The following is a 26,253-nucleotide window of genomic DNA, read 5'->3' as shown; positions in this document are numbered from 1 at the left end:
ATTGGGTAGCGGCCTTCGCCGGTACGACGGATCAACGGTGAGTGGTGTCCGGCGACGTCACCCGTTGATCACATACTTGATCACGATCCCCGCCATCAGCGCGATAAAGATCACCATCGACAGCCCGCCATGCAGCGTCGGCGAGCCAATCGACACTTGCGCCGTCTTCGGATCCTGTTCCATCTTGATCGCCTTGCCGAACATGACCGGCCGCAGGAAGCCGCGAATGCCCACCAGGATCATGCCGATCCCGAAGCACAGGTCGGCCGTCGCGCCGGTGGCGATGCCATTCATTAGCGTCGGCACGCCCAGTACCAGGCCAAACAACAACCACAACACGCGCGCGCCGGTCGAGAGGCGCAGTCTGCTCCAGTCCATCATCATGCGCTCACGATCCGAAGGGAATAATCGGTCGCCCGCACATCCTTGGTGAGGCTGCCGATCGAAATGCGGTCGACCCCGGTCTCGGCAATCGCGCGCACCGTGGCCATGTTGATGCCGCCCGACGCCTCCAGCAGCGCCCGGCCTGCGTTGACGCGCACCGCCTCCACCATCCGCGCCGTGTCAAAATTATCCAGCAACACCGACTTGACGCCGGCCGCCAGCGCTTCTTCCAGCTGGGCGATGGTCTCGACTTCAATCTGCACCGGCACGCCGGCGCCCAGCGCATCGGCCGCGGCCAATGCCCGGCTCACGCCGCCGGCCGCGGCGATATGGTTTTCCTTGATCAGGATGCCATCGTACAGCGCCATGCGCTGGTTCTTGCCGCCGCCCACGCGCACCGCGTACTTCTGCGCCTGGCGCAGGCCCGGCAGGGTCTTGCGGGTGTCGAGGATCGCCGCCTTGGTGCCGGCGATGACATCGACGTACTTGCGGGTGGCCGTGGCCACGCCCGAGAGCAGCTGCATGAAATTCAGCGCCGCGCGTTCGGCCGTCAGCAGCGAACGCGGGTTGGCCTCGATGGTGCAGACGGTCGAATCGGCCGCCATCACGTCGCCTTCCGCGTACTGCCAGTCGATCTCGATGTCCTGGTCGACCGCCAGCATCACGGCTTCGAACCAGGGCGCGCCGCACAGGACGGCCTGTTCGCGCACGATCACGCGCGCTTTCACCCGCGTGTCGTTCGGCACCAGCATGCCGGTCAGGTCGCCGGTGCCGACGTCTTCCAGCAGCGCGGCAAGGATATTGGCTTCGAAGCTCGCTTGCAGCTTGTCGTCGAACTGGGCGTGCGGGTTACGGAGGGTCGTCATGCTGGCCCAACTCCTTGGTACAAAGTGGTGTTCTGCTCGAGCGCGCCGCTCGGCAGGGCTTGTGCTTTCTTGGCGGCGGCGAAATCGAGCATGCGGTCGATGGCGCGCTTGGCCTGGCGGCCGATTTCCGGGTCCACGTGCACTTCGTTGGCGCCCGATTCCAGCACCTCGGCCAGGTTCTTCAGGCCGTTCATGGCCATCCACGGGCAGTGCGCACAGCTCTTGCAGGTGGCGCTGTTGCCGGCGGTCGGCGCTTCGATGAAGTGCTTGCCCGGCGCGGCCTGGCGCATCTTGTGCAGGATGCCGTTGTCGGTGGCAACGATGAAGGTGGTGGCCGGCAGGTTCACGGCGGCGTTGATCAGCTGGGTGGTCGAACCGACCACGTCGGCCTGGGCCACCACGCCGGCGGGTGACTCCGGGTGCACCAGTACCTTGGCGTCCGGATATTCAGCCTTCAACAGGTCCAGTTCGACGCCCTTGAATTCGTCGTGCACCAGGCAGGAGCCCTGCCACAGCAGCATGTCGGCGCCGGTCTGCTTCTGGATGTATGCACCCAGGTGGCGGTCGGGCGCCCACAGGATCTTCTTGCCCTGCTCGTGCAGGTGCTTCACGATGTCCAGGCCGATCGACGAGGTCACCATCCAGTCGGCGCGCGCTTTCACGGCGGCGCTGGTGTTGGCGTAGACGACGACGGTGCGGTCCGGGTGCTGGTCGGCGAAGGCCGCGAACTCGTCGATGGGGCAGCCCAGGTCCAGCGAGCAGGTCGCGTCCAGGTCCGGCATCAGGATGGTTTTCTCGGGGCTCAGGATCTTGGCCGATTCACCCATGAAGCGCACGCCGGCCACCACCAGGGTTTGGGCCGGGTGGTCACGGCCGAAGCGCGCCATCTCCAGCGAGTCGGACACGCAGCCGCCGGTTTCCTCGGCCAGGTCCTGCAGGTCGGCGTCGACGTAGTAATGGGCCACCAGCACGGCGTTGCGTTCTTTCAGCAGGCGGCGGATGCGGTCCTTGAGTTCCACCTTCTCGGCGGCGGTCGGCGTGGCGGGAGTACGGGCCCAGGCTTCGGCGGTGCAGGCGCTGCCGGCTTGCGGGTGGTCGTATTCGTAGGTTTTGATCGGTACGGTAATCATGTGAAATATGGTCTCACAGTGCGGGCTGGGACAAAACGCCACTAGTTGCGGCGACCTATGCACGTCGTCCCCGCGCAGGCGGGGACCCAATTTTCATGCGTTACCGAGACGCTTGCAAACTTGGGTTCCCGCCTTCGCGGGAACGACGATCAACGGCTAACGATTAACAGTGAGCTAACGTGATCCGGCAGTTCCCTATCAATCGATACCCTGGCTCGTCAGGTACTCTTCATAATTGCCGCGGTAGTCGATGATCTCGTTCGGGCGGATTTCCAGCACGCGGGTGGCCAGCGAAGACACGAATTCGCGGTCGTGCGAGACGAAGATCAGGGTGCCGGTGTACTTGTCGAGCGCGATGTTGAGCGACTCGATCGATTCCATGTCCATGTGGTTGGTCGGCTCGTCGAGCAGCAGCACATTGTGGCGGCCCAGCATCAGCTTGCCGTACATCATGCGGCCCTTCTCGCCACCCGACAGCACCTTGACCGATTTCTTCACCTCGTCGCCGCCGAACAGCAGGCGGCCGAGGATCGAGCGCACGGCCTGGTCGTCGTCGCCTTCCTGGGTCCACTGGCCCATCCAGTCGGTGAGGTTTTCGCCGCTGGCGAATTCCTCGGTCGGATCCTGCGGCATGTAGCCGACGTCGGCGTTCTCGGCCCACTTCACGCGGCCATGGTCGGCCGACAGGCCGGTGATGTCCTCGCCGCCGATGCAGCGCAGCAGCGTGGTTTTACCCGCGCCGTTGGCGCCGATGATCGCAATGCGCTCGCCCGCTTCGACCATGATCGAAAAATTCTTGAACAGGGTGCGGTCGTAGGCCTTGGTCAGGCCTTCGGTTTCCACTGCCAGGCGGTGCAGCTTCTTGTCGCCTTCGAAGCGCACGAACGGATAGGCGCGCGAGGACGGCTTGAATTCCTCGATCTTGATCTTGTCGATCTGCTTGGCGCGCGAGGTGGCCTGGCGGGCTTTCGATTTATTGGCCGAGAAGCGGCGCACGAAGTCCTGCAGTTCGGCGACTTTTTCCTTGGCCTTGGCATTGTTCGCCAGCTGCTGGTTGCGGGCCTGGGTCGAGGCCAGCATGTAGTCGTCGTAGTTGCCCGGATAGACCTTCAGGGTGCCATAGTCCATGTCGGCCACGTGGGTGCAGACCTGGTTCAGGAAGTGGCGATCGTGGGAAATGATGATCATGGTGGAGTTGCGCTCGTTGAGCACGTCTTCCAGCCAGCGGATCGTGTTGATGTCCAGGTTATTGGTCGGCTCGTCGAGCAGCAGGATTTCCGGGTTCGAGAACAGGGCCTGGGCCAGCAGCACGCGCAGCTTCCAGCCCGGCGCCACGGCGCTCATCGGGCCCTGGTGCAGGTCGCCGGAAATATCCAGGCCGAGCAGCAGTTCGCCGGCGCGCGCTTCGGCCGAGTAGCCGTCGTATTCCGCAACCTTGCCCTCGAGCTCGGCGGCGCGCATGTAGTCGTCGTCGGTCGCTTCCGGGTTGGCGTAGATGGCGTCGCGTTCCGAGATGGCGTTCCACAGTTCGGTGTGGCCCATCATGACGACGTCGAGCACGCGCACGTCCTCATACGCGAACTGGTCCTGGCGCAGCTTACCGAGGCGCTCGCCCGGGTCGAGGCTGACGTTGCCTGCCGACGGTTCGAGGTCGCCGCCGAGGATCTTCATGAAGGTCGACTTGCCGCAGCCGTTCGCGCCGATCAGGCCGTAACGGTTGCCGTCGCCGAATTTGACGGAAATGTTCTCAAACAGCGGCTTGGCGCCGAACTGCATGGTGATATTGGCTGTAGATAGCACTGGGAAACCTTTGAAAGCGATGTGTTCGATTAACCCGCGATTTTACCATTGCATGGACAGCAAGGCGACCCCGGGGCCGATATTCGCGGCTTCACGCTTCCCGGGTGCGCAGGGTCGGGTAATCCGACAGGACCAGACTGAAGCCGTCGGCCTGCGACACCAGCCGCCCCTGCGCCCCGAACGGGATCGTGACCCGGCGCGGGATGTGGCCAAAACCCAGGCCATTGATCACCGGGATCGGCAGCGTGGCGCGCAGGTGGGCCAGCATGTGCTCGAAATCGTAGCCGTTGTCGTTGGGCGCGAGCTTGTAGCCCGAGAAATCGCCCAGCAGCAGCGCGCGCTGGCGGCCCAGCACACCGGCCTGCTGCAGTTGCAGCAGCATGCGCTCGACTTTGTAGGGATGCTCGCCGACGTCTTCCACGTACAGGATGCCGCCCTCGATGTGCGGAAAATAAGGCGTGCCCAGCAGCGAAGTCAGCATCGCCAGGTTACCACCCCAGACCCTGCCCTCTTCCGCGATCGACGGGTTGCCGGTGGCGTATTCCATGATGGTATGGGTGGGCCCGGCCAGGCATTGCCAGAAGTCGTCGAGCGTGAACTGCACCGGCTCAGGCAGGCCGAAGTCCACCGCCGCCATCGGTCCGGCGTAGCTGAGCGCGCCCGTGCGCGCCATCAGGCCCATGTGGATGGCGGTGATATCCGAGAAGCCCACCACCAGCTTGCCGCTGGCGGCGATCGCCTCGAAGTCGATGTGCGGCAGCAGGCGGGTGGTGCCGTAGCCCCCGCGGATGGCCATGATGAGCTGGACATCCGGGTCGGCTACCGCCGCATTGAGCTGTTGCAGCCGGCCAGTATCGGTACCGCCGAAGCGCTGGTGGATGCCGGCATGGTCATAATAGTTACGGACGAGGCAGCCATGCGCCTCCAGGCGGGCAACGGCGCGGTCGACGGCGCAGGGGTCGAGCGCCTGGCCGGCCGGGGCCACGATGGCAATGCCGATTTGAGGGGTGATCACTGTTTGACGAAGAGCCGGGGTGTTGAGTTCGGCAACATATTACCCCTGGCGTGGGCATCGATCAAGGCGAGGAGCCGCTCGACCAGCTGCGGCGGCAGGTCGTGCCCCATGCCTTCGACGATTTCCAGGCGGGCGCCCGGGATGCGGCTGGCGGTGTCTTCGCCGCAGGCGAGTGGCACCAGCGGGTCGGCGGCGCCGTGGATGACCAGCGAAGGCGCGGTGACGGTGGCCAGCTGCGCGCAGCGGTCGCCGGATGCGGCAATGGCCAGCAGCTGGCGCGCCACGCCGCCCGGACAATAGCTGCGGCGCACCGAGCGTGCGACCCGCATGCGCAGCAGTTTTTCGGGTGTCGGGTAGGCGGGGCTGCCGATGGCGCGCATGACCTGCACGCCGTGCTCGATGATGGCGTCCAGGTCGGCCGGGTCGCCCGGGCGGCGCGCCAGCAGCTGGCGCAGCCGTTTTTCGGGGCCGGGCAAGCCGCGCCGGCAACTGCTCGACATGACGGACGTGAGGCTGAGGATGCGCTGCGGGTAGCGGGCGGCGAGGATCTGGCCGATCATGCCGCCCATCGACACCCCCACCACATGGGCGCGCGCCACGCCCAGCGCGGACAGCACGCCGATGGCGTCTTCGGCCATGTCGTCGAGCCTGTAGGGAGCGCTCAGCCGCCAGCCGAGTTTCGACTTGAGCCAGGCCAGTGCGAGGTTGGGCACGCCGGCCTGGTCGAACTTGGTGGACAGGCCGCAATCGCGGTTGTCGAAGCGGATGACGTAGAAGCCGAGGTCGACCAGGCCTTCGATGAATTCTTCGGGCCAGGCGGCCAGCTGCAATCCGAGGCCATGCACCAGCAGCAGCGGCGGGGCCTTGGGGTCGCCTGCGGTATCGAAGGCGATGCGGATTCCGTTGGCGTTCAGCGTGGGCATGGCAGCATGGCGGCGCTGCGGACGCGCGTCGCCGGGTTCCTGGGTAGCGGAGGTTATGCTCGCCGCGAAAACGGCTTGCGGCCAGCATACCATTTTCGCCAGTCGCCGGGCGCTCGCCGCGTCAATCCGGCGTCAATCCGGCGTCAAGGGGCGCCGGGCGGCTTGCGCGAGGCGGCCCGGCGTTCGGCGAAGAAGGCCTTGAGCATGCTGCTCGCCTCCTGCGCCATGACGCCGCCGGCGACCTCGGTATGGTGGTTGAGTTTTTCCTGCTCGAACAGGTTGAGCACGGAGCCGCAGGCGCCGGTCTTGGGATCGGGTGCGGCATACACGACACGCGCGAGCCGGGCGTGCATCATGGCGCCGGAGCACATGATGCAGGGTTCCAGCGTGACATACAGCTCGCAGCCCGGCAGGCGGTAGTTGCCGAGCTTTTCGGCAGCCGCGCGCAGGGCGACGATTTCGGCATGGGCGGTCGGGTCGTGACGGCCGATCGGCTGGTTGTAGCCGGTCGCGATCACTTCACCGTCCTTGACCACCACCGCGCCCACCGGCACTTCGCCCTGGGCCCAGGCCAGCCTGGCCTGGTCGAGGGCGAGCGCCATGAACCCCTCCTGCTGTTCAGGCATCGGTGACTTCAGCCCAGCAGTTCGGGGTCTCGTGCAGCACCAGCTTGTGCAGGCGCAGGCCGGTGCCATAACGGTCGGTGAAGACCGTCTTCAGGATGGTGAAGGCGACGCGCGCCAGGTTTTCCACCGTCGGGATGCAGTCGATCACGACGGTCTTGTGGCCAGGCAGCGAGGCGAGGAACTCGCGCACCTTGTCGTCCTTTTCGTACACCAGGAAGGCGTGGTCCCACACGTCGACCAGATGCGCCTTGGCCAGCGTCTTGACGTCGGAGAAATCCATGATCATCCCGTTGTCGGAATTTCCTTCAGCGTCGATGACTTCGCCGGTAAGGGTGATCTCGAGGGTGTAGCGGTGGCCGTGCAGGTTGCGGCACTGGCTCTTGTGGTCGGGAATGCGATGGCCTGCATCGAATTCCAGCTTGCGGGTAATGGTGAGCATCGGGCGTCAATATCAGGGAATCTGGAGCAGTTTGTGGGTCTGGAGGCTGAGCTTCCACTTGGGGTTGCGGCGGCAGGTCTCGATCGCCAGGCGGGTGTTTCGCGCGGCCAGCAGGCCGTCCATCGGCTGCACGTAGAAATTCTCGAAGTCCAGGTGCTCGTAGGCGGCCAGGTCCTGGCCGGCCTGCGGGATGACGACCTTGATCTCGTTGCCCTTGGCGACCACCAGCTGCGCGCCCATCTTCGGGCTGACGCAGATCCAGTCCACGCCCTCGGGCACCGGCAGCGTGCCGTTGGTCTCGATGGCGATGGTGAAGCCATGCGCGTGCATCGCGTCGATCAGGGCTTGGTCGAGCTGCAGCAGCGGCTCGCCGCCGGTAAAGACGACGTACTTGCTGGCCGCATGGGTGGCCGGCCACAGGCCGTCGATCTCGGCGGCCAGGGCGGCGGCGTCGCGGAACTTGCCGCCACGCTCGCCGTCGGTGCCGACGAAATCGGTGTCGCAGAACGTGCAGACGGCGCTCGCGCGATCGGCCTCGCGACCGGTCCACAGGTTGCAGCCGGAAAACCGGCAGAACACGGCCGGGCGCCCCGCATGGGCGCCTTCGCCCTGCAGGGTATAGAAGATCTCTTTGATGCTGTAAGTCACGTTAAGCCTCTCGTCAACCTTCCATTATAGCGTGCCGGGGGCCGGCCGTGGAAGCCCCCGCCGCCCGCCGGTCGCCTTGCCCTGCATTGAGGATCGACAATATTCCCTGTTGGACTGCGGTGTACCTTCATACGGAATCTTCCGAACGTGCGTAAGAAGGGTGCCATGAACAAGTACTCGACATTCCTAGTCCGTTTTTCAGCGTATGCCTTGGTCTTCGCTTGCGCGACTGCCAGCACGCCGGCCAGCGCCGCCGCGCCCCTGCCCCTGCCGCTGCGCGGTGCGCCGCCGGAACTGATGGCCGCCGCCATGCTCTCCCTGGCCGCGGTCGCCACGGCGCTGCTGCTGCAGCGGCGCTTCCGCTCGGCGGAAGAACGCAGCCGCTCGCTGGAACAGCAGCTGGCGGCCGAGCGCTGCGCCCATACCGATGTCGAAGACGCCCTGGCCGGCAGCCACGAAGTGCTATGCCGCCTGGTGCGCCAGCAGGAAACCGTGCGCGAAGCCGAGCGCGCCCGCATCGCCCGCGACCTGCACGACGAGCTCGGCCACCGGCTACTGTCCCTGCGCGTGGAGCTGGCCCTGCAGCAGGCCGCGGTGCGCGGCACCTCCCCCGGCGTGCACGACAAGCTGACCCTCGCCGTGGCCAACCTCGACGCCGCGATCCGCTCGGTGCGCGCGATCGTCGCCGGACTGCGCCCGATCGCTCCCGGTGTCAGCCTGCGCCTGGCTGCCGAGCGCCACCTGGCCGATTTCTCGCGCCTGCATGGGCTGGACTACCGCTTCGACGCGGGCGCCGACCCGGAGTCGCCCCGCGATCCGGAACTCGAAGGGGTCTTGTTCCGCGTGCTGCAGGAGTCGCTGTCGAACGTGGCGCGGCATGCCCAGGCCACCACGGTCTGCGTCACCCTGGTGCAGTCGGCCAGGGAGGCCGTGCTGACGGTCGAGGACGACGGCGTCGGCCCGCTCGGGGTGGGCGGCGCCGGCAACGGCATCGACGGCATGCGCGAACGGGCCGAGGCGTTCGGCGGCAAGTTCTCCCTGGCGCCAGGGCGCCGTGGCGGCACCGTGGTCTGCGTCAGCCTGCCCCTGAAGCGCCTTCCGGTGCTGGCATGAAGCCGATTCCGCGATAAGAAGTCTTGCTGAAAATCAATAAGGTCGCGTCTGCGAAGTAGCAGAATCGTTTCCTGTTGGCAGTCATTCGGCTGCCGGACCGGAACGCAGAGGACGACCATGATCCCTTCATCGAGCACCAGTGCAGGTGCCAGCCACGGCGCCGGCGCGCCCGCCCCGACCGCCCTCGTGAAGGATGGCGCCTTTGTCGGGCAACTGATGGCTTCCCTGTCGATCCCCGTCTTCGTGCTCGACACGCAGGCCAGGGTCATGATCTGGAACCATGCCTGCGAGCAGCTGACCGGCGTGCCCGCGCAAGAGGTCATCGGTACCAGCGAACACTGGCGCAGCTTCTACGAGCACCGCCGCCCTACCCTGGCCGACCTGGTGCTGCAGAACCGCAGCGAGGACGTGCGCCGGATCCTGCCGCGCAGCGCTTCCGACATTTCGCCTACCAGCCTGTGCATCGAGAGCTGGTTCGACATGCCGCGCGCCGGCCGCCGCCGCTACCTGGCGGCCGACGCCAGCCCGATCTTCGGCGCCGACGGCGAGATTGCCGCCGTGGTCGAGACGCTGCGCGACCTGACCGACGAAAAGATGGCGCAAGTCGCACTCGAGCAGCTTGCCACCCGCGACGGCCTGACCGGCCTGGCCAACCGGCGCTGCTTCGACGACACCCTGCACGCGGAATGGTCGCGCGCACTGCGCCAGCAGCAGCCATTGTCGCTGCTGATGGTGGACGTGGACAATTTCAAAGCCTATAACGACGCCAACGGCCACCTGGGCGGCGACGAATGCCTCAAGCGCATCGCCCGGGCGGTGTCGAGCGAGATGCGGGCCAACGACCTGGTGGCGCGCTATGGCGGCGAGGAATTTGCGGTGATCCTGCCGAACCAGTCGCTCAAGGGCGCGGCGATTGTCGCGGAGCGGATCCGCTGCCGTGTCGAGCAGCTCCAGCTGCCCTCGACCGCCCCCACCCGCCATGTGACGGTGTCGATCGGGGCCGCCACCGCCATCGCCGGGCCAGAGAATACGGCCAGCCAGCTCGTCGCCACCGCCGACGCCGCCCTGTACCGGGCCAAGCACATGGGCCGCAACCGGATCAGCCTGCCCCTGAGCGAAGCGGCGTAAGCACCGCAAGGCGGGCTGCATATGTGCATGCCCGATTCCGCTGTTCTTTCCTTGTCGAATAATCTATCCTGCGCGGATAGCAATATTCCTAGAAGGAGAGAACGTGTTGAAACTCAATCTGTCGCGGACCACGCTCGCGACCGTCATTTCCGCCGCGCTGCTGGCCTTTGCGTCGCCGTCCTTCGCGGCGCCGGCGCCCAAGGCCGCCGCTACCGCCAGCGCCGCCGACGTGCTGCCGTTCAAGGCCACCGAGAAGACCCTGCCGAACGGCTTGAAGGTCATCGTGGTGCCGACCGGCTTCCCCAACCTGGTCTCGGTGCACATCCCGGTGCAGACCGGTTCGCGTAACGAAGTCGAGCCGGGCAAGTCCGGCTTCGCCCACTTTTTCGAACACATGATGTTCCGCGGTACGCCGACCTACCCGCCGGAGAAGTACCAGCAAATCATCACCAAGGCCGGTGCTCGCCAGAACGCCTACACCAGCGACGACCTCACCAACTACTACACCACCTTCGCCAAGGAAGACCTTGAAACCGTGCTGAAGGTCGAAGCCGACCGCTTCCAGCACCTGTCCTACCCGGTCGAGGCCTTCAAGACCGAGTCGCGCGCCGTGCTCGGCGAGTACAACAAGAACAGCGCGAACCCGATGCAGAAGCTGTTCGAGACCCAGCGCGAAGCGGCGTTCACGACCCACACCTATCGCCACACGACGATGGGCTTCCTCAAGGACATCGAGGACATGCCCAACCAGTACGAATACTCGAAGGTCTTTTTTGAGCGCTGGTACCGTCCCGAGCGCACCACCGTGATCATCGCCGGCGACGTCGAGCCGGCCAAGGCGGTGGCGATGGTCGAGAAGTACTGGGGCAGCTGGAAGCGCGGCAGCTTCAAGTCCAACGTTCCCGTCGAGCCCGCGGCCAAGGGCGCGCAATACCGCCACGTGCCATGGCCGACCCCGACCCTGCCGCTGGTGACGGTGGCCTTCCGCGCCCCGGCCTTCTCGGAAACCCAGAAGGACCAGGCCGCGCTCAACATGCTGCTGTCGCTCTCGTTTGGCCGTACCTCGCCGCTGTACAAGCGCCTGGTGCAGGACGAGCAGAAGGTCGACCAGCTGTTCGACTTCACCCCGAACCGGGTCGACCCGACCCTGGCCACGATCGGCGCGCGCGTCAAGAAGCCGGCCGACGCCGTGTATGTGCGCGACGCCATCCTGGAAACCGTGGCGAAACTGCGCGACGAGCCGGTGAGCGCCGCCGCGCTGGCAGACGCCAAGAGCGCCAACAAGTATGGCCTGATCCGCTCGCTGGACAATACCGAGGCGATCGCCTCGACCCTGGCGTCCTACGTGCACTTCGACCGTTCGTACCATACCCTGAACCGCTACTACCGCGTGGTCGACAGCCTCACCCCGGCCGACCTGCAGGCCGCCGCCCTCAAGTACCTGGTGGACGATGCGATGGTGGTCACCACCCTGTCGCACGAAGCCCTGCCGGCCGACATCAAGACCCTGCCGGCGATGGCCAGCTTCGCCCCCAAGGCGGCTGACGCGAAGTTCGACGTGCTGGTGCAGAAGTCGGCCCTGCCGCAGATCCGCTTCAAGCTGCTGTTCTCGGCCGGCTCGGCGCATGACCCGAAGGGCAAGGAAGGCCTGGCGGCGCTCACCGCCGCGATGGTCTCGGCCGCCGGTTCGCGCGAGCGCAAGATCGACGAAGTGACCAAGGCCCTGTTCCCGCTGGCCGGCAGCTTCAGCGAGCAGACCGACAAGGAGATGACCACCTTCACCGGCTCCACCCACCGCGACAACTGGGACCAGTACATGGCCATCGCCATGCCGCTGCTGGTGGAACCGGGCTTGCGCGAAGAAGACTTCCGCCGCCTGAAGGACGCCCAGAAGAACGCGCTGGTGCTGGACCTGAAGGACAACAACGAAGAGGAGTTCGGCAAGGAGCGCCTGCAGGCCAATGTCTTCGCCGGCACCCCCTATGGCCACCCGGTGCTGGGCACGCTCAAGGGCATCGAGTCGATCACGCTGGACGACGTGAAGAACTTCTACCGCCAGGCTTATACGCAAGGCGCGGTACGGGTCGGCATGTCGGGTGATGTGAGCGACAAGATGGTCGCTTCCCTCAAGACCGCGCTGGCGCGCCTGCCCGCAACCGGCAACCTGGCCGCGACGCCCGCCATCCGCGGCCGCATGCCGAACGGCCTGGAAGTGGAGATCGTCGAGAAGAACACCCGCGCCACCGCGATTTCCTTCGGCCTGCCCCTGGAAGTAACCCGTTCGCACCCGGACTTCCCGGCCTTGTGGATGGCCAAGACCTGGCTCGGCGAACACCGCGCCTCGAGCGCCCGCCTGTACCAGCGCATCCGCGAGGAGCGCGGCATGAACTACGGCGACTACGCCTATATCGAGGCCTTCCCGCGCGGGATGTTCCAGTTCTTCCCGAACCCGAACCTGGGCCGCAAGGCGCAGCTGTTCGAAGTCTGGATCCGCCCGGTGGCCCCGCAAAACGGCCACTTCGCCCTGCGCGCGGCGCTGTTCGAGCTGGACCAGCTGGTGGCCAATGGCCTGAGCCAGCAGGACTTCGAGACCACCCGCGGCTACCTGATGAAGAACGTGTTCGTCATGACCGCCACCCAGGACCAGCAACTCGGCTACGCGCTCGACGCGCAGTGGTACAAGACCCCGGAGTTCACGCGCATGATGCGTGAGGGCCTGGCCAAGCTGACCGTGGCGGATGTGAACGCGGCGATCAAGAAGCACCTGTCGAGCAAGAACCTGTCGGTGGTGATCATCACCAAGGATGCGGCGGGGCTGAAGGAAAAGCTGGTGATGGATGCGTTTTCGCCGATCAGCTACGACGCCAAGAAGCCGCAGTGGCTGCTCGACGAAGACCAGCAGATCGGCGCGATGAAGCTGGGGATCAAGGCGGAGGCGGTGAGGATTACGCCGGCGGTGCAGGCGTTTGCGGAGTGAGGTAGGCTTGCTTTTCCGCGGTATGAGTAGAATCGGCGCCCGTTGGGCGCCGATTTTTTTGGGTGGCAGATGTGGAGCAAACCGCAACCGGATCTTAAGACGTCATCCGATCCCACCCATGCCGCACCGCCGACTTCATCTTCTCCCACGTCGACGCCCCGGTGCTGCCATAACGCGTATCCCAGTCGGAACGCAGGTCGTTTTCGACATCGTTCCACTGGCGCCCACGGTACTTCTCGCTGCGCGCCATTTCGGAGCCGTAGGTGTAGGCAGGCCGGTATTCATCGTAGGTGCCGCCGCCTTCCACGCCGTAGGTATTGGTCCAGTGGCTGCGGTACTCGTTGTCATCGTCGTCGGTGATGCGTTCCCAGCCATGGCGCACCGCCGCCTTCATGCGGTCCCACGCGCCTTCGACCGCGGCGCCGGTGCTGGCGCCCGTCGTGCCGCGCTGCGCGATGCGCGAATCCCAGCCCTTGCGCATGTCGCCTTCGATGTCGTCCCACGGCTGGTTGCGGTACATCTGGCTCTTGCGCATTTCGGTGCCGTAAGAATAGGCCGGCTTGTAGCTGTCGTAGTCGTCGCCCGAGTCGCCGAGCCTGGAATCGTAGTGGCTGCGGTAGTAGGCGTCGTCATCGTCGCTGGTGATGCGGTCCCAGCCGCGGCGCACGGCGGCTTTCATCCGGTCCCAGGTTGCGCCGGTGCTGCCGCTGTTGCGGGTTTCCCAGTCGCTGCGCAGGTCGGTTTCGACTTCGTCCCACTTGCGGCCGCTGTACTTGGCGTCGCGCGCCATCGAGCTGCCGTAGGCATAGGCCGGCTTCACGCTGTCGTAGTCGTCGTTGCTGTAATTGGCGAGGAAATGGTTGCGGTAGTATTCGTCGTCGTCACCGGGCAGGCTGCCGATGTCCAGGCTGGAACCCGAACTGGACGACGGCGAGTAGATGCGCGACTTGCCGCGCTGGATCTCGGTGCTGGTGAACCCGCCGCTGGTCGAGACGCCCGACACCGAACCGCCCAGCGCGCTGTCGCGCTGCTGCGCGCCACCTGCCCCGCCCTGGTAGGCCGAGCCTGCGAGCGACGACCCCTGCAGCGCCGCGCCTTCCTGGCCGACCCTGCGGATCGAGGTGTCGGTGTTCTGGGTGCCGTCGAGCGACGAGCCCTGGACCGAGTTTTCCTGCAGCGTCGAGCCCTGCAGCGAGGTGCCGCCGGTGGCGGTGAGGCCGCTCTTGCCCATCGGCTCCTGGTAGGTCGTGCCCATCGGCTCGGCCTGGTTGAGCGACTGCTGCTGGAACAGCTTGCGGTCGCCGGGGTTGTCGAGCTGCTGGTTGGCGCCCGTCGCGGACTGCGCCGCCGCATGCGCCGTCTGCTGCATGCCGCCCGCGCCGCCCATGCGCATCGATTCCGGCACGCCGCCCATGCCCATGGCGCCGGCGCCCGGCCCGCTGGCCTGCTCGTCGATGTCGGTCGGCCCGTAGCGTTCGACGATGTCGGCCGCGCGCTCGACTTCGGGCAGCGAGTCGGCGATGACGGTCAGCACGTGATGACCGCGCGTGACGGCGCCCTCGTAGCGGCTGGCATAGACGCTGTTGTCGGCGCCGAACAGGTCGTTGAAGAAGTGCTTGATGCTGGCGCCCAGGCCTTCGCCGGATTCGGACGTGTCGCGGTCGGTACGGCCGGTGGTGCTGTCGGTCATGCCGGTCGGGTCGGCGTTGGACAGCTTGACTTCATTGCGCGAAAAGTTCGACGAAAGCAGTTCGTTCATCGCATTCTGGGCATCGGTGCGATTGTCGAACACGGCTACAAGGGTATGTTGCATGGTCGTTCCTCCGTGGTGCGTGATGGGGATTGTCTGGCGAAGGGCTGCACACCGGTTTGAAGGGCCTGCATCCACCGCTCAGCATGTTTGTTGAGATTACTCCAATATTGCCGTGGCCCGCGCGCGCCTGCCGTACGTGCGCGGCGCAACGAGGACCACGGAACGATCATGCGTTGGCTAACGCAATACCGTCGTTCAGTCCGTCATCCGATCCCAGCCATGACGCACCGCCGCCTTCACCTTTTCCCAGGTCGACGCGCCACCGGCATTGCGGGTCTCCCAATCCGAGCGCAGGCTGCCTTCGACATCGCCCCACTGGCGGCCGGCGAACTGGCTGCGCATGTGGGTGCCGTAACCATAGGCCGGGGCGTAGTCGTCGTACGAGCCGCCGCCGGTACCGTAGGTGTTCTGGAAGTGGTTGCGGTAATAGGTGTCGTCGCGCACGCCGACCGATTGGTTCACACGGGTCTCGACGACACGCGAGAAGATGCGCACGCCGCCGCGCTGGACTTCGCGTTTGCCGATCTTGAGCTGCTCTTCGACTACCGGAATACCCTGGGTCGCGGTGTCGCGCTGCTGGCTGAGCGACGTCTGCCCCGACTGGGCGGAGATCGGGGAGGCCGACATCCCGCTCTGGCTGCCCGACAGCAAGGCGCCGGCGGTGCCGACCTGGCCGCTGCCGGACGAATGCTCGTCGATATCGGTCGGGCCAAAGCGTTCGACGATGTCGGCGGCGCGTTCGACTTCGGGCAGCGAATCGGCGGTCAGGGTGACCACATGCTGGCCGCGGGTGACCGCTCCCTCGTAGCGGTTGACCTGGTCGACGCTGTCGTCGTCGCCGAACAGGTCGCTGAAGAAGTTCTTGATGCCGCTGCCAAAGCCGGTATCGGTGTCCGGGGAGGATGCGGAGGATGCGGTGGAACCGGCGGCGGTGGCGCCGGACGAACCGGACATACGCACGTTTTCGCGGGTAAAGCCTGAAGCGAGCAATTCGTCGAGCGCGCTCTGCGCGTCGGCAAGGTTATCGAATACGGCGACCAAAGTATGTTGCATGGTGTTTCCTCCGATGGAATCAGGGTGCGGGTGCTGCGCCGGCATCGTCGAAGCGTTCGACCTCGACCCGCTCGCGTTTGAGCGAGACGGCGTCCTGGTAGCGTTCTTCGTGCCGGGCTCGCGCGATATGCAATTCTTCCTCGATGCGCAGGCGTCGTTCGGTGACCAATACTTCCTCGAGCACGGGCACCACAAGGGTATCGCCTTCATAGCGCGCGGCCGGCTGTTCGCCGGCGGCGACGATCCGGTCGACCGGCACATGGCGCACCTGCAGCTCGTGGCGCAGCAGGCGTTCGTCGATGACGACGTCCTGCTCCGATAAGGTCTTGTGGATGCGCACGCCGCAGCCGGTCTCGACGACACTGTCGCGGTCGGCGGGCTCGGGGATGGTGCTGGACATCGATCACTCCTGGAAGACGCGTAAGGAGTGGTCGAATCTACATGATTCGTCCTCGAGCATGCACACCCTTGACTCTCGGAATGAAAGAGATGGCGCTGAGGGAGAAAATGGCGGGCCCGCGCGTTAGCGGGCCCTGATACGGCTCAGGCGAACGGGTTGTCCACCTGCTTGATATCGGGTGCCGGAAGCTGCTCGGGCAGCGCGCGCGACTCGAGCGCGGCGACGATGGCGCCCAAGGCCTCGTGCAGGCGGCGGGCGTGGGCCAGGCCGGCCTGGTCGGCAGTGAGGTCGACGTCGCCCGAGACGGTGATGCGGTCGACGCGGTTCTCCAGCATCAGATTGCCGACCTCCAGCACGTCGGCTTCGTTGGCATAGGGGGTGAAGCTTTTCTTGCGGGTCATGGGGGGCCTCCCGGGTTCAGTTGCGGTTCCTGTTCTTGCCCTGCCGGATCTTCGGCAGCGCGAGCATGCGTTCCTTCTGCTGCTGGGTCAGCGACGGCAGCAGCTCGATGCCGACGATGCGTTCCAGTTCGGCCACCGGGACCACCTGGATCGTCGCATCGGCCTGGTTCTCGACGAACCAGGCGGCGGCGGCGCGCTGGCGGGGACTGTACACCACCTTGTACAGGTGGCTCGGCACGATCACGTTGCCGACCTTGCGCAGGCTGCTGCCCAGGAAAGCCGGTCCGGTGATCACGTACAGGCCGCCTTCCTTCTTCGCCATCTTGCGGGTCGCGCCCTCGATCGGCGCCCAGATGTGGCGGTTGTGGTCGCGGTCCTGGGGCACCATGTTGGCCAGCGAAAAGCTCTCGCGCTGGGCGCGGCGGTCCGGCATGTCGCCGTTGGGGGCCAGGTGACCGCGATCCAGGCCACTGCGTGCGTAGTCGGAGAGCTCGGCACGCTGCCCGCGCGGCAGGCGCGGCTCGGCGTGGAAGGCATTGTCGCGGTCCAGGCCTTCGGCGGCGTTCAGTTGCGCGCTGCTCAGGTGCTCGGCCGACCACAGCGCGGTGCGGGTGACGCCCGAGTGCATCACGCCGAACTCGTCGAAGCACAGTTCGCGGGTGGCGGCGGCCAGTTTCGGGTTGCGGATCTCGGGCGCGCGGCCGTCGAGGTAGTGGGAAGGACAGCCGGCTGCCTGTACGGCGCCGGCGGCCAGCAGCGCGGCGAGTAAGGAGACTCGGCCGAGGCGGGCCAGGAAGGAACGGAACATGGTTGTCTAAAGGTGCATCAATAGCTCGCATTGTAGCCGAGCGCCGTTGAGCGCCGTCAAACAATCCACGCTGGAAGACGCGCACGATTGAAACTCCCTTTCCGCCAAGAATGAGCTAAACTTGCGGCTTTCTCAACAAAAGATTCCTTTTGGGAAAGCTCACCCGAAGCGAATGAACCGCCCGCCCATCCCCGAGGACCTGCGCCGTTTTGTCCTGACGAGCATCCCCTCCGTGCCCTTTCTCGAGGCCTTGCTGCTGCTGCGCGCCGATCCCGGCCAGCAATGGACAGGCGAGATGCTGGCGAGCCGGCTCTACACCAGCGAACGCACGGCCGAAACCTTGCTGAACGAGCTGTGCCGTTCCTACATGGCGAGCCCCTGCGAGGCGCCGAATGCGGATTGCTATTGCTATGCGCCGGCCTCGGAGACGCTGCGCGAACGCATCGACGGCCTGGCCGACCACTACGCGCGCCACCTGGTGGACATCACCAATCTCATTCACTCCACACTCGACCGGAAAGCGCAGCAGTTCGCCGACGCGTTCCGCCTGCGAAAGGACTAGTCCATGGGCGAACTTATCTACACCCTGTGCATGTTGACCTCGCTGGCCTGTACCTGGCTGCTGCTCGCCAGCTACCGGCGCACGCGCTACCGGCTCCTGTTCTGGAGCGGGCTGTGCTTCGCGGTGATGACCTTCAATAACCTGTTCCTGATTTTCGACAAGATCGTCTTCCCGAATGTCGATTTCATGCCGCTGCGCCTGATCAGCGCACTGGTGGCCTGCCTGCTGCTGCTGTACGGCCTGATCTACGAGAAGGAGTGAGGCCATGACAGAAATGATGTATGGCGCGATTTCGATGGCGTCGCTGACCATCGCGCTGTTTTTCCTGCGCTTCTGGCGCAACACGGGCGACCGCTTCTTCCTGTGGTTCGCCCTGTCCTTCTTCATCGAGGGCGTGCACCGGGTTTACTCGGCCATCCTCAACGAAGCGGGCGAGGATTCGCCCCTGCACTACCTGATCCGGGTGCTGGCCTACGGGCTGATCCTGTGGGCGATCGTGGAAAAGAACCTGCCGCGCAAGGAACCGCGCGACTAGCGTGCGACCGGCGCCGGGCCGCCGCGTGATAATGGGCCATGAAAAATCGTCCACAGGAGCACAGCATGGCACCACCAACCCAGCAAGGCAGTGACAAGAACCCCGCCGCGCCCGTCGCCGGCGGCGGCCAGGAGCAGCGTTCCGACAACCTGCTTCCCGGCGAAGAAGGTGCCGAGGATGGCCGCTTCGACGTGGCCGAGGAAGTGAGCCTGGACCAGCATTCCGACGAGGCGCGCCGGGTCGGCCAGATGCCGGCGAACGGCATTGCCGACGCGCTGCCGGACGCGCTCAAGACCCCGGTGCCCTCGCAGGGCGTGCCGGAAAAAGAATGATCCCGGGGCCGCTTCCAGCGGCCCCTTCTTCATCCACCCATCGTCACGCCCATCGTCAGCCCCTCGATCGTGTGGGCCTGGTAGATCGGCTCGAGCCGCTCTACCACGCGGCAGGCCAGGTGGCGCCGCACCTCTTCCGGCAGGCTGTCGTAATAGGCGCGCGACATCTGCAGGTCGTGCTTGATGGCGTTGGTGGCGTCCGGCGCATCGGCCCCCAGCACCAGTACCGGCCGCGACTTGTCGGACTGGTTGGCGGTGCCGCGGTGAATCGTCAGCGCCGAGCGCGCCGAGATGTCGCCCACCTTGGGCAGCTTGCGCTGCGCCAGCGCTTCGTAGCGCGGCCACAGCGCCTTGTCGGGGAACATCGGGTCGCCCTCGAACAGGTCCCACTGGGTGCCGGGCGCGATCTCGAACGGTCCCATGTCCTCGGTGACGTCGACCGTGGTGATATTGAAGGCCAGCGAACTCAGGCGCCGGCCCTCGACGGTCTCCGGCGGCGACTTGAAGTCGCGGTGCCAGGGCTGGTGCATCGCCCCCGGACCCGGCACGTCGAAGCCGACTTCGACGATCCGGTAGGCCGGGCCCAGCACGGCCTTGCACACGGCCGTCACCCACGGGTGGCTGGCGATCTCCACGAAGCAGCGCAGGCGCTCCGGGTGCACTTCCACGTAGAAGCGGTTCGGCCCGCGGTTGAGCGCCCCGCCCGGCCGGCCCTGGGCTTCCTCGAACAGCTGGTCGATGTCGGCCCGCAACTGCGCGACCAGCTCCGGGCTGAAAGCGCCGCGGCAGCCGATGATGCCATCGCCATACAGGCCGCGCATGATGTCGGCCACCTCGCCTGCTCCACTGTCGGTCACGCCGCTGTTGCTGCTGCTGCCCATGCTGTACTCCTTGTCTCGTCATGCCGGCTTGCTTGCCGCGAAAGCAGCATACTACTGACAATTTCCGCTCGGTGGCGCAAGGCCGGCGGGGCGGCGTCCGCGCCGTTGACAGGACCGCAGCGGCCCCGTAGATTGGCGGCAAACATGGTAGGAACACACCATGGGACCACCTTCGCCCGGCACCGGGGCAGCGCCTTGAGCGGCCCCGGCAGCGCCAGCCTGCTGTTCATCTGCGACCGGCCCGCAGCTGACCCGGTGCTGGTACGGGTCGCGGCCGAGCTGGCCGAGCCGGTCGTGCATGCCGGCTCGGCCGCAGACGGACTGGAACAGGCGGGCAGCCGCGACTTCGCGCTGGTCCTGGTCGGAGGTCGCGGTCTGGACCTGGGACATCGAGGCCGACCGGGTCGTGGGCGACGCGCGCATGGGCGCCATGTTCGGCATCCCGGAAGCGCTGCGCGGCGGCGCGGCGGTGGCCGACGCGGGCTCCCTGATGCGGGGCGTGGCGATCGACGCCACCCGCCAGTTCGAAGCCGCGCAGCAGCTGCGCCACAGCGAGGAACGCTACCGCACCCTGTTCGAATCGGTCGACGAAGGCGTGTGCGTCATCGAGATGTTGTACGACAATGCGGGCCAGCCCTGCGACTACCGGTTCCTGGAGACCAACCCCAGCGCGCTACCAGTCGATCGACATCAGCACCTCGCCCATGCGCGGCCAGCACAGGCCGCGCACATCATCGCGCACGGCCCAGCGGTAGCCATCCATCTCGGGGGTCGGCGCGCCGGTCACGTGGTGCGGGAAGGTGGTGCTGCAGTGCAGGTGCGCCAGGTCGTCCAGGCTGGCGGGCGCCTGCAGCATGAACAGGTGCAGGCGCTTGTCGCGCCGGTAGGCAAAGGGGCCCAGGTCGCGGAACAGCGCGGCCTCGAACTCCAGGCCGGCTTCCTCGCGCAGCTCGCGCATGGCCGCTTCCAGCTCGGTCTCGCCCGGGTCCAGCATGCCTTTCGGGATGTCCCATTTCGCGGTATGCGTGACGTGGCACAGCAGCAGCTCGCGCCGCGCGTTGAGCACCAGGGTGCCGCAGGAAACCGTGTGCCTGGTCATGCCATGCCCTCATACGAAAAAAACACGGCGGCGGTACCCCAGGGGTCCGCCGCCGTGCCGTCGCCAGCCAGCGGCCCGCGCGATGCGGGGCCGCTGGCCGCTTACCCTGTCGCTTCGCTTACGCGGTCTTTGCCACCGGGACCGCGTTGACTTTCACCGGCAGCACTTCGGCCATGACTGCGTCGGCAGGGGCCGGACGGCGCGCATTGTGCCCCGGCACCGCGCTGGTGATCAGTTCGTGCATGCGGCTCGCGGTGAGGTCCCACGAGGTGCCGGCCACCACTTCGCGCATGCGCTTGGCCATGGCCTGGCGCTCGCCGTCGCCCAGGGCCAGCTGGCGTTCGCAGGCGGCGATGAATTCTTCCGTCGTTTCGGCCACCGCCACCACGTCGCCGTAAGGCACCTTGACGTCGGTGATCGGGGTCGATACGGCCGGCAGCTCGGCCGCCATGTATTCGAGCACCTTGGTTGGCGAGATGAACTTGGTCGAGTCGTTCATGGCGAACGGCAGCAGGCAGACATCCCAGCCGGCCAGGAACTTCGGCAGCTCGTCATAGGTGCGCTGGCCCATGTAGTGGACATTGGCCTGCTTCGGCAGGGTCGCCGGGTCGATCTTGACGACCGGGCCGACCAGCACGATCTGCCATTCCGGATGGGCGTCGGCCATGCTCGAGACCAGGTCGACGTCGAAGCGCTCGTCGATCACGCCGTAGAAGCCCAGGCGCGGATGCGGGATGTGGGCCTGGTCCGGGTGCGAGATGTCGGCGTCCTGGGCCTGGCGGAAGTGCTTGGCATCGACGCTGCTCGAGAAGCAGTGCGCGTTCGCATGGCGGTCGCGCTTGGACTGGTACAGGCTCGGTCCGCCGGTGAAGACGACGTCTGCCATGTTCAGCAGTGCGCTTTCGCGCTGCAGCAGCTGCTTCGGCGAATTCTTGAACATCGCCAGCTCGTCCATGCAGTCGTAGATGATCTTGGATGGGTTCAGGCCCTGCAGCAGCGGCAGCGCCATCGGGGTGTAGAACCAGACCACCGGCTGCTCGCCTTCCGGCACGAGGTCTGCCAGCATGGCTTGCAGGGTCGGGATCTGGTCGTCGTGGAAGCCAGGCGCGTGGATCGGGGTATGCGGCTGGCAGACGGTGATGTTCGGCGCGGCGGCGGTCTTCTTCATATACGCCTGCCCTTCGCCATACACCGGTTCCTCGACAAACAGGATTCGGTAGTGTTCCGCCAGACGGGTCATCAGGTGCTGGGGACGCTGGAAGACGAAGTCCCAGCGCAGGTGGCAAAACACGATCAAGGTCGGCATGTGTAGTTCCTTTTCGCCTTCGTGGCGCTCTAGTTGTTGGCAAAGCCCGGCAGCTTTTCTCTCGATTGCCGGTCCCCGGAAGCGCTCTGCGCCAACCGGACCCACGCATCGTATCATGCAAAATTCGTAAGATTTTCAGTTATGCATTGCAATATTTCCAACACGTAATGTTGCAACCGGATGTAACAAACCGCCTTCATAGGGGGGAGTCGGCGGCTGGGTGCATCGATGTAGGGAGGGTCCTACACAACTACAGGAAGATCCACTACGAATACTCATCATCAATGTTACCTTGCACCTGCGTAGCGCAGCATCTAAACAGGCTTTGACACGCGACGGCAAGGCTCCGTTTCATTCGGCGCAGGCAGGCCAGCGCCGGCTTCGGTGCAGTGCAGCATAGCTTGGCGGAATATGTAGGAAGGCAGCCCGCCCTCCCGGCCATGGCATCAGCCCGGCTGGTAGGGCTCGGCCCCTTCCGCATGCCCGTCCTGGCTGAAGCCGCTGGCCACCGATACCCCTTCCAGGCCGAGCGACAGCAGCGCGTCGCACAGGCTGTCCATCTCGGTGGACAGGTCGGCCGCCAGGTCGACCGGCATGTCGACGCTGCCCCAGGGCGTGCCGCCGTCGAGGGCGTACAGGTTGATCCGCATGACGATGTGCTCGCCCGCGTCGAGCGGCGCCACCGCCGCATGCACCTGGTCGGCCTCGAGTTCCTTGGCCACCAGGGTGCGCGCCACTTCCGACAGGATGCCCAGCATGGCCAGCTCGCCCACGCCCTGCTCCTTGGCGGCGTAGAACAAGTCCTGGTACAGGAAGTTCACTTCGATGCTGTCGGGCTGGCGCGACAGGCAGCGGCGCACCAGCGGCGCCACCGTCGCGGTCCAGGCGCGGTAGCGCTCCTCGCGCGCGGCGAACCAGGCGTCGGACGCTTCCTCGGCCGCCGGCACCGCGTAGAACGGGTCATCCAGGTGCTTGAGCGAAAAGCCGAGCAGGAAGCGCAGCTCCATGCTCGATTCGTCCGGCGCGAAGCGCTCCCCGGTCCAGCCGCGGATGCTGGCCTCGATGGTGGGCGCGGGCTGCAGCTTTTTCTCGAGCAGCGAAGCGGCCGCCTCGCGCAGCATCTCGTGCAGGGTCGAGAAGGCAATGTGGTCGATCTCGGCCAGGTCGTAGGCGTGCTGGATCAGCACCACCTTCGCAGTGGCGCTTTCCAGCCCGGCCGGATGGAAGCTGGTCGACAGCGCCTCGAAGGCTTCCAGGTCCTGAAAGCTGTCGCCGGCCTGCAGGCCGCCGGTGCTGCGCACGAACAGCGGGACCAGGAAGGCGTCGATCTCGTATTCCCGGCCGTCGTCGCGGCGCAGGCGCAGGATCGCCGCTTCCTCCTCGATGCGCCCGCGCAGCAGGCGGCAGGCGTCGGGGTCGGTGTAGCGCGCGATCTCGATGGCTTCGTACAGGGCTTCGTCGCGCTTCTTGCGCACCAGCTTGCGCACGGCGGCCAGCAGTTCCTCGTTGCCGTCGACGGCGACGGCGAGGCCGCCGGGTTCTTCCTCGCGCTCGGCGATGGCCAGGGCCAGGTCGGCCAGCTCCTGGGCCACGGACGCATTGTCCGGTTCGCGCGGGTTGTTGGAGGTGCGGGGCAGCGGGCGCTTGTTCTTCATGGCGGTGTGTCGGTGGGGGAGAAAGCGCCATGGTAGCGCATCAAGCGCCGTGCGGATGTTATGCTTCAGGCAAAACAACGACGGAGCGCAGCCAGATGCTCGACAAATTCTTCCAGCTCACCCAGAGCGGCACCAACGTGCGTACCGAACTGCTGGCCGGGCTGACCACCTTCCTGACGATGGTCTACATCATCTTCGTCAACCCCTCCATCCTTGGCGACGCCGGCATGCCCCGGGAATCGGTGTTCGTCGCCACCTGCATCGTGGCTGCGCTTGGCACCGCCGTGATGGGCCTGTACGCCAACTACCCGATCGCGATGGCGCCCGGCATGGGCCTGAACGCCTACTTCGCCTACGCCGTGGTGCTGGGCATGGGGATCGCCTGGCCGGCCGCGCTGGGCGCGGTGTTCATCTCGGGCTGCCTGTTCATCCTGGTGTCGCTGCTGGGCCTGCGCGGCATGATCGTGAACGGCATCCCGACTTCGATGCGGGTCGCGATCACGGTCGGCCTGGGCATGTTCCTGGCCCTGATCGCCCTGAAGAACGCCGGCATCGTGGTGGCCAACCCGGCCACCCTGGTCAAGGCGGGAGACCTGCACAAGCCGGAAGCCATCATGGCCATCGCCGGCTTCTTCGCCATCGTCGCGCTGGACCGCCTGCGCGTGAAGGGCGCGATCCTGATCGGCATCGTGCTGGTGACGGTGCTGTCCTTCTTCTTTGGCGGCAATACCTACCGCGGCATCTTCTCGGCGCCGCCCTCGATCGACCCGACCCTGTTCAAGCTCGACATCCCGGGCGCGCTCTCGAGCGGCATCCTGAACGTGGTGCTGGTGTTCTTCCTGGTCGAGCTGTTCGACGCCACCGGCACCCTGATGGGCGTGGCGCGCCGCGCCGGCCTGCTGGTCGACGGCAAGATGGACCGCCTCAACAAGGCCTTGCTGGCCGACAGCGGCGCCATCGTGGCCGGCAGCCTGCTCGGCACCTCCAGCACCACCGCCTACCTCGAAAGCGCGTCCGGCGTGCAGGCCGGCGGGCGCACCGGCCTGACCGCGGTCACGGTGGCGGTGCTGTTCCTGGCCTGCCTGTTCATCGCGCCGCTGGCCGGCGTGGTGCCGGCCTACGCCACCGCCCCGGCTCTGCTGTTCGTGGCCTGCCTGATGCTGGCCGACCTGGGCGAGGTCGACTGGAGCGACTCCACCGAAAGCATCCCGGCCGCGGTCACCGCGCTGGTGATGCCCTTCACTTTTTCGATCGCGGAGGGGATCGCCTTCGGCTTCATCAGCTACGCGGCGCTCAAGCTGCTCACCGGGCGCGCGCGCGAAGTCGCGCCCGTGGTATGGGTGATCGCGGCCCTGTTCACCTTCAAGATCGTCTACGTGGGGACCTGAGCTGAAATTGTGACGGAAAGCATCTTTCGCGCTGTCTTTGGGATACAATGTCGCCCATCCTGTCGGCAACATGATGCTTATGAAAATCCTCCCGACCTTCGCATTACTCCTGCTCGCCGCGCCTGCCCTGGCCCATGCCGGCCCTGACCTTCCCGCAGTCGGTAACGTCCATGCCCCGCTGAGGGTGGCGCCGCCCACGATCCCCGAAGGCGGCTGGTTCACGTCCGCGGAACTGGGCGCGATCGCGACGTCCGGCAACACCACCGGTACGTCCATCACCGGCAAGATCGACGCTCGCCACGAAACCGCCAACTGGAGCCACGAATTCGTGGTCAGCGGTTTCTTCAAGGAAGATGAGTACGAGGACGACGACGGCAATATCGAGCGCAGCAAGTCGGCCGAGCGCTTCGCCGCCTCGGCCAAGGCTTCGCTCAAGCTGCTGGGCGAAGGCAAGCGCGCCTTCGTGCTCGGTTCGCACGTGAACGACCGCTTCGGCGCCTACACGCGCTACTCCTCGATCGCGGTCGGCCACGGCGCACAATGGTTCAATTCGGGCGACAAGTCGCTCGACGTCGAACTCGGCCCGGGCTACTTCGCGGGCGAACGCGCCACCGGCGAGGACGAAAGCGGGCTGACCGTGCGCGGCGCGGCCCAGTTCCGATGGCGCGTCAGCCCCTCGGCCTATTTCGCCCAGTCGGTCAGCGTGGAAAAAGGCACCTCGAACACCCACTCGGTGGCCGAGACCTCGCTGAGCACCAAGATCAATTCGACCATGCAGATGAAGGCCGGATTTTCCGCCCGCAGCGACACCAGCGTCCCGGTGGGCAAGAAGAACACCGACACCCAGACTTCGCTGACGATGGTCTACTCGTTCTAATAGGCGCTGTCACCTTTCGCTATGGATGGGTTTGATTGCCAGGTGCAGCAATCGCTCGGCAGACGTGACGCGCCGGCCGTCGAGCGCCCTGCGC

General features: G+C 66.0%; 27 protein-coding genes. 9 read left to right on the top strand and 18 right to left on the bottom strand.

Going from position 1 to position 26,253, the window contains the following annotated elements; genetic code table 11:
- Positions 1-57: 57 nt before the first annotated feature.
- The 9 genes from BM031_RS16460 to queE all read right to left on the bottom strand — a co-directional run bounded on the left by BM031_RS16460 (position 58) and on the right by queE (position 7,831).
- The gene (locus BM031_RS16460) at positions 58-384 is read right to left on the bottom strand and encodes a hypothetical protein (RefSeq protein WP_143084615.1); all 327 of its coding nucleotides are present in this window, start codon (positions 382-384) and stop codon (positions 58-60) included.
- Positions 381-1,250: a carboxylating nicotinate-nucleotide diphosphorylase gene (gene nadC / locus BM031_RS16455; protein ID WP_091875649.1), complete on the bottom strand. Its 870-nt coding sequence runs from the start codon at positions 1,248-1,250 to the stop codon at positions 381-383. The genes BM031_RS16460 and nadC overlap by 4 nt, the downstream gene beginning before the upstream one ends.
- Positions 1,247-2,380 (bottom strand): quinolinate synthase NadA, encoded by a 1,134-nt coding sequence (gene nadA / locus BM031_RS16450; RefSeq protein ID WP_091875648.1) that lies wholly within the window; start codon positions 2,378-2,380, stop codon positions 1,247-1,249. Before nadA ends, nadC begins: the two co-directional genes overlap by 4 nt.
- Positions 2,381-2,578: 198 nt before the next feature.
- Positions 2,579-4,180, bottom strand: a complete 1,602-nt coding sequence (locus BM031_RS16445; protein ID WP_091875647.1) for an ABC-F family ATPase — start codon at positions 4,178-4,180, stop codon at positions 2,579-2,581.
- Positions 4,181-4,271: 91 nt separating this feature from the next.
- Positions 4,272-5,195 (bottom strand): muramoyltetrapeptide carboxypeptidase, encoded by a 924-nt coding sequence (ldcA, locus tag BM031_RS16440; protein ID WP_091875646.1) that lies wholly within the window; start codon positions 5,193-5,195, stop codon positions 4,272-4,274.
- Positions 5,192-6,118 (bottom strand): alpha/beta fold hydrolase, encoded by a 927-nt coding sequence (locus tag BM031_RS16435; protein ID WP_091875645.1) that lies wholly within the window; start codon positions 6,116-6,118, stop codon positions 5,192-5,194. The genes ldcA and BM031_RS16435 overlap by 4 nt, the downstream gene beginning before the upstream one ends.
- 143 nt (positions 6,119-6,261) lie before the next feature.
- Positions 6,262-6,744: a tRNA adenosine(34) deaminase TadA gene (gene tadA / locus BM031_RS16430; protein ID WP_091875644.1), complete on the bottom strand. Its 483-nt coding sequence runs from the start codon at positions 6,742-6,744 to the stop codon at positions 6,262-6,264.
- Entirely contained in the window at positions 6,737-7,183 is a 447-nt protein-coding gene (gene queD, locus BM031_RS16425; RefSeq protein WP_091875643.1) for a 6-carboxytetrahydropterin synthase QueD, read from the bottom strand. Before queD ends, tadA begins: the two co-directional genes overlap by 8 nt.
- 12 nt (positions 7,184-7,195) lie before the next feature.
- Positions 7,196-7,831, bottom strand: coding sequence for a 7-carboxy-7-deazaguanine synthase (queE, locus tag BM031_RS16420; protein WP_091875642.1), 636 nt, complete (start codon positions 7,829-7,831; stop codon positions 7,196-7,198).
- 210 nt (positions 7,832-8,041) lie between these two features.
- Here queE and BM031_RS16415 point away from each other — a divergent pair, with 210 nt between their 5' ends.
- The 3 genes from BM031_RS16415 (at position 8,042) to BM031_RS16405 (ending at position 13,049) form a co-directional block, all read left to right on the top strand.
- Positions 8,042-8,944, top strand: coding sequence for a sensor histidine kinase (locus BM031_RS16415; protein WP_177207789.1), 903 nt, complete (start codon positions 8,042-8,044; stop codon positions 8,942-8,944).
- 216 nt (positions 8,945-9,160) lie between these two features.
- Positions 9,161-10,072 carry a sensor domain-containing diguanylate cyclase gene (locus BM031_RS16410; RefSeq protein ID WP_091875678.1) on the top strand — a complete coding sequence of 304 codons (912 nt, stop codon included), beginning with the start codon at positions 9,161-9,163 and terminating at the stop codon, positions 10,070-10,072.
- A 103-nt stretch (positions 10,073-10,175) separates the two neighbouring features.
- On the top strand, positions 10,176-13,049 hold the full coding sequence (locus BM031_RS16405) for a M16 family metallopeptidase (protein WP_091875640.1): 2,874 nt from the start codon (positions 10,176-10,178) through the stop codon (positions 13,047-13,049).
- 94 nt (positions 13,050-13,143) lie between these two features.
- Here the strand turns inward: BM031_RS16405 and BM031_RS16400 are convergent, their stop codons facing one another.
- From BM031_RS16400 to BM031_RS16380, 5 genes are all read right to left on the bottom strand, one after another.
- The gene (locus tag BM031_RS16400) at positions 13,144-14,862 is read right to left on the bottom strand and encodes a hypothetical protein (protein ID WP_143084614.1); all 1,719 of its coding nucleotides are present in this window, start codon (positions 14,860-14,862) and stop codon (positions 13,144-13,146) included.
- Positions 14,863-15,057: 195 nt separating this feature from the next.
- Positions 15,058-15,915 carry a DUF2382 domain-containing protein gene (locus tag BM031_RS16395; protein ID WP_091875638.1) on the bottom strand — a complete coding sequence of 286 codons (858 nt, stop codon included), beginning with the start codon at positions 15,913-15,915 and terminating at the stop codon, positions 15,058-15,060.
- A 19-nt stretch (positions 15,916-15,934) separates the two neighbouring features.
- A complete protein-coding gene (locus BM031_RS16390; protein WP_091875637.1) occupies positions 15,935-16,315 on the bottom strand; it encodes a DUF2382 domain-containing protein in 381 nt (126 codons plus the stop codon).
- A gap of 143 nt (positions 16,316-16,458) precedes the next feature.
- Entirely contained in the window at positions 16,459-16,716 is a 258-nt protein-coding gene (locus BM031_RS16385; RefSeq protein WP_091875636.1) for a hypothetical protein, read from the bottom strand.
- 16 nt (positions 16,717-16,732) lie between these two features.
- Complete coding sequence (locus BM031_RS16380; protein ID WP_091875635.1) at positions 16,733-17,524, bottom strand: DNA/RNA non-specific endonuclease; 792 nt, start codon at positions 17,522-17,524, stop codon at positions 16,733-16,735.
- Positions 17,525-17,696: 172 nt separating this feature from the next.
- On the opposite strand from BM031_RS16380, the gene BM031_RS16375 reads away from it, so the two are divergent.
- The 4 genes from BM031_RS16375 (at position 17,697) to BM031_RS16360 (ending at position 18,953) form a co-directional block, all read left to right on the top strand.
- Positions 17,697-18,086 carry a hypothetical protein gene (locus BM031_RS16375; protein ID WP_091875634.1) on the top strand — a complete coding sequence of 130 codons (390 nt, stop codon included), beginning with the start codon at positions 17,697-17,699 and terminating at the stop codon, positions 18,084-18,086.
- Positions 18,087-18,089: 3 nt separating this feature from the next.
- Positions 18,090-18,347: a DUF5985 family protein gene (locus BM031_RS16370; protein WP_091875633.1), complete on the top strand. Its 258-nt coding sequence runs from the start codon at positions 18,090-18,092 to the stop codon at positions 18,345-18,347.
- A 4-nt stretch (positions 18,348-18,351) separates the two neighbouring features.
- Positions 18,352-18,621 carry a DUF5985 family protein gene (locus BM031_RS16365; protein WP_091875632.1) on the top strand — a complete coding sequence of 90 codons (270 nt, stop codon included), beginning with the start codon at positions 18,352-18,354 and terminating at the stop codon, positions 18,619-18,621.
- A gap of 65 nt (positions 18,622-18,686) precedes the next feature.
- Complete coding sequence (locus BM031_RS16360; RefSeq protein WP_091875631.1) at positions 18,687-18,953, top strand: hypothetical protein; 267 nt, start codon at positions 18,687-18,689, stop codon at positions 18,951-18,953.
- Between the two features lie 29 nt (positions 18,954-18,982).
- Here the strand turns inward: BM031_RS16360 and BM031_RS16355 are convergent, their stop codons facing one another.
- The 4 genes from BM031_RS16355 to BM031_RS16340 all read right to left on the bottom strand — a co-directional run bounded on the left by BM031_RS16355 (position 18,983) and on the right by BM031_RS16340 (position 23,894).
- On the bottom strand, positions 18,983-19,834 hold the full coding sequence (locus BM031_RS16355) for a phytanoyl-CoA dioxygenase family protein (protein ID WP_091875630.1): 852 nt from the start codon (positions 19,832-19,834) through the stop codon (positions 18,983-18,985).
- Between the two features lie 673 nt (positions 19,835-20,507).
- Complete coding sequence (locus BM031_RS16350) at positions 20,508-20,933, bottom strand: NUDIX hydrolase (protein ID WP_091875629.1); 426 nt, start codon at positions 20,931-20,933, stop codon at positions 20,508-20,510.
- Positions 20,934-21,051: 118 nt separating this feature from the next.
- Positions 21,052-22,239 (bottom strand): glycosyltransferase, encoded by a 1,188-nt coding sequence (locus BM031_RS16345; protein WP_091875628.1) that lies wholly within the window; start codon positions 22,237-22,239, stop codon positions 21,052-21,054.
- 446 nt (positions 22,240-22,685) lie between these two features.
- Complete coding sequence (locus tag BM031_RS16340) at positions 22,686-23,894, bottom strand: hypothetical protein (protein ID WP_091875627.1); 1,209 nt, start codon at positions 23,892-23,894, stop codon at positions 22,686-22,688.
- A gap of 95 nt (positions 23,895-23,989) precedes the next feature.
- Here BM031_RS16340 and BM031_RS16335 point away from each other — a divergent pair, with 95 nt between their 5' ends.
- Complete coding sequence (locus tag BM031_RS16335) at positions 23,990-25,282, top strand: NCS2 family permease (RefSeq protein ID WP_091875626.1); 1,293 nt, start codon at positions 23,990-23,992, stop codon at positions 25,280-25,282.
- 79 nt (positions 25,283-25,361) lie between these two features.
- A complete protein-coding gene (locus BM031_RS16330; protein ID WP_307187105.1) occupies positions 25,362-26,159 on the top strand; it encodes a DUF481 domain-containing protein in 798 nt (265 codons plus the stop codon).
- The last annotated feature ends 94 nt before the right edge of the window (positions 26,160-26,253 follow it).

This window comes from Massilia yuzhufengensis, assembly GCF_900112225.1.
GTDB lineage: Bacteria > Pseudomonadota > Gammaproteobacteria > Burkholderiales > Burkholderiaceae_D > Telluria > Telluria yuzhufengensis.
This window is presented reverse-complemented; position numbering and strand designations above follow the sequence as displayed.

Bases quoted from the DNA above. Each gene is read 5' to 3' on its own strand.
- BM031_RS16460 (WP_143084615.1), bottom strand. From the start codon at position 384: ATGATGATGGACTGGAGCAGACTGCGCCTCTCGACCGGCGCGCGCGTG.
- nadC (WP_091875649.1), bottom strand. From the start codon at position 1,250: ATGACGACCCTCCGTAACCCGCACGCCCAGTTCGACGACAAGCTGCAA.
- nadA (WP_091875648.1), bottom strand. From the start codon at position 2,380: ATGATTACCGTACCGATCAAAACCTACGAATACGACCACCCGCAAGCC.
- BM031_RS16435 (WP_091875645.1), bottom strand. From the start codon at position 6,118: ATGCCCACGCTGAACGCCAACGGAATCCGCATCGCCTTCGATACCGCA.
- tadA (WP_091875644.1), bottom strand. From the start codon at position 6,744: ATGCCTGAACAGCAGGAGGGGTTCATGGCGCTCGCCCTCGACCAGGCC.
- queD (WP_091875643.1), bottom strand. From the start codon at position 7,183: ATGCTCACCATTACCCGCAAGCTGGAATTCGATGCAGGCCATCGCATT.
- BM031_RS16410 (WP_091875678.1), top strand. From the start codon at position 9,161: ATGGCTTCCCTGTCGATCCCCGTCTTCGTGCTCGACACGCAGGCCAGG.
- BM031_RS16400 (WP_143084614.1), bottom strand. From the start codon at position 14,862: ATGCAACATACCCTTGTAGCCGTGTTCGACAATCGCACCGATGCCCAG.
- BM031_RS16395 (WP_091875638.1), bottom strand. From the start codon at position 15,915: ATGCAACATACTTTGGTCGCCGTATTCGATAACCTTGCCGACGCGCAG.
- BM031_RS16390 (WP_091875637.1), bottom strand. From the start codon at position 16,315: ATGTCCAGCACCATCCCCGAGCCCGCCGACCGCGACAGTGTCGTCGAG.
- BM031_RS16385 (WP_091875636.1), bottom strand. From the start codon at position 16,716: ATGACCCGCAAGAAAAGCTTCACCCCCTATGCCAACGAAGCCGACGTG.
- BM031_RS16380 (WP_091875635.1), bottom strand. From the start codon at position 17,524: ATGTTCCGTTCCTTCCTGGCCCGCCTCGGCCGAGTCTCCTTACTCGCC.
- BM031_RS16375 (WP_091875634.1), top strand. From the start codon at position 17,697: ATGAACCGCCCGCCCATCCCCGAGGACCTGCGCCGTTTTGTCCTGACG.
- BM031_RS16370 (WP_091875633.1), top strand. From the start codon at position 18,090: ATGGGCGAACTTATCTACACCCTGTGCATGTTGACCTCGCTGGCCTGT.
- BM031_RS16365 (WP_091875632.1), top strand. From the start codon at position 18,352: ATGACAGAAATGATGTATGGCGCGATTTCGATGGCGTCGCTGACCATC.
- BM031_RS16360 (WP_091875631.1), top strand. From the start codon at position 18,687: ATGGCACCACCAACCCAGCAAGGCAGTGACAAGAACCCCGCCGCGCCC.
- BM031_RS16355 (WP_091875630.1), bottom strand. From the start codon at position 19,834: ATGGGCAGCAGCAGCAACAGCGGCGTGACCGACAGTGGAGCAGGCGAG.
- BM031_RS16350 (WP_091875629.1), bottom strand. From the start codon at position 20,933: ATGACCAGGCACACGGTTTCCTGCGGCACCCTGGTGCTCAACGCGCGG.
- BM031_RS16345 (WP_091875628.1), bottom strand. From the start codon at position 22,239: ATGCCGACCTTGATCGTGTTTTGCCACCTGCGCTGGGACTTCGTCTTC.
- BM031_RS16340 (WP_091875627.1), bottom strand. From the start codon at position 23,894: ATGAAGAACAAGCGCCCGCTGCCCCGCACCTCCAACAACCCGCGCGAA.
- BM031_RS16335 (WP_091875626.1), top strand. From the start codon at position 23,990: ATGCTCGACAAATTCTTCCAGCTCACCCAGAGCGGCACCAACGTGCGT.
- BM031_RS16330 (WP_307187105.1), top strand. From the start codon at position 25,362: ATGAAAATCCTCCCGACCTTCGCATTACTCCTGCTCGCCGCGCCTGCC.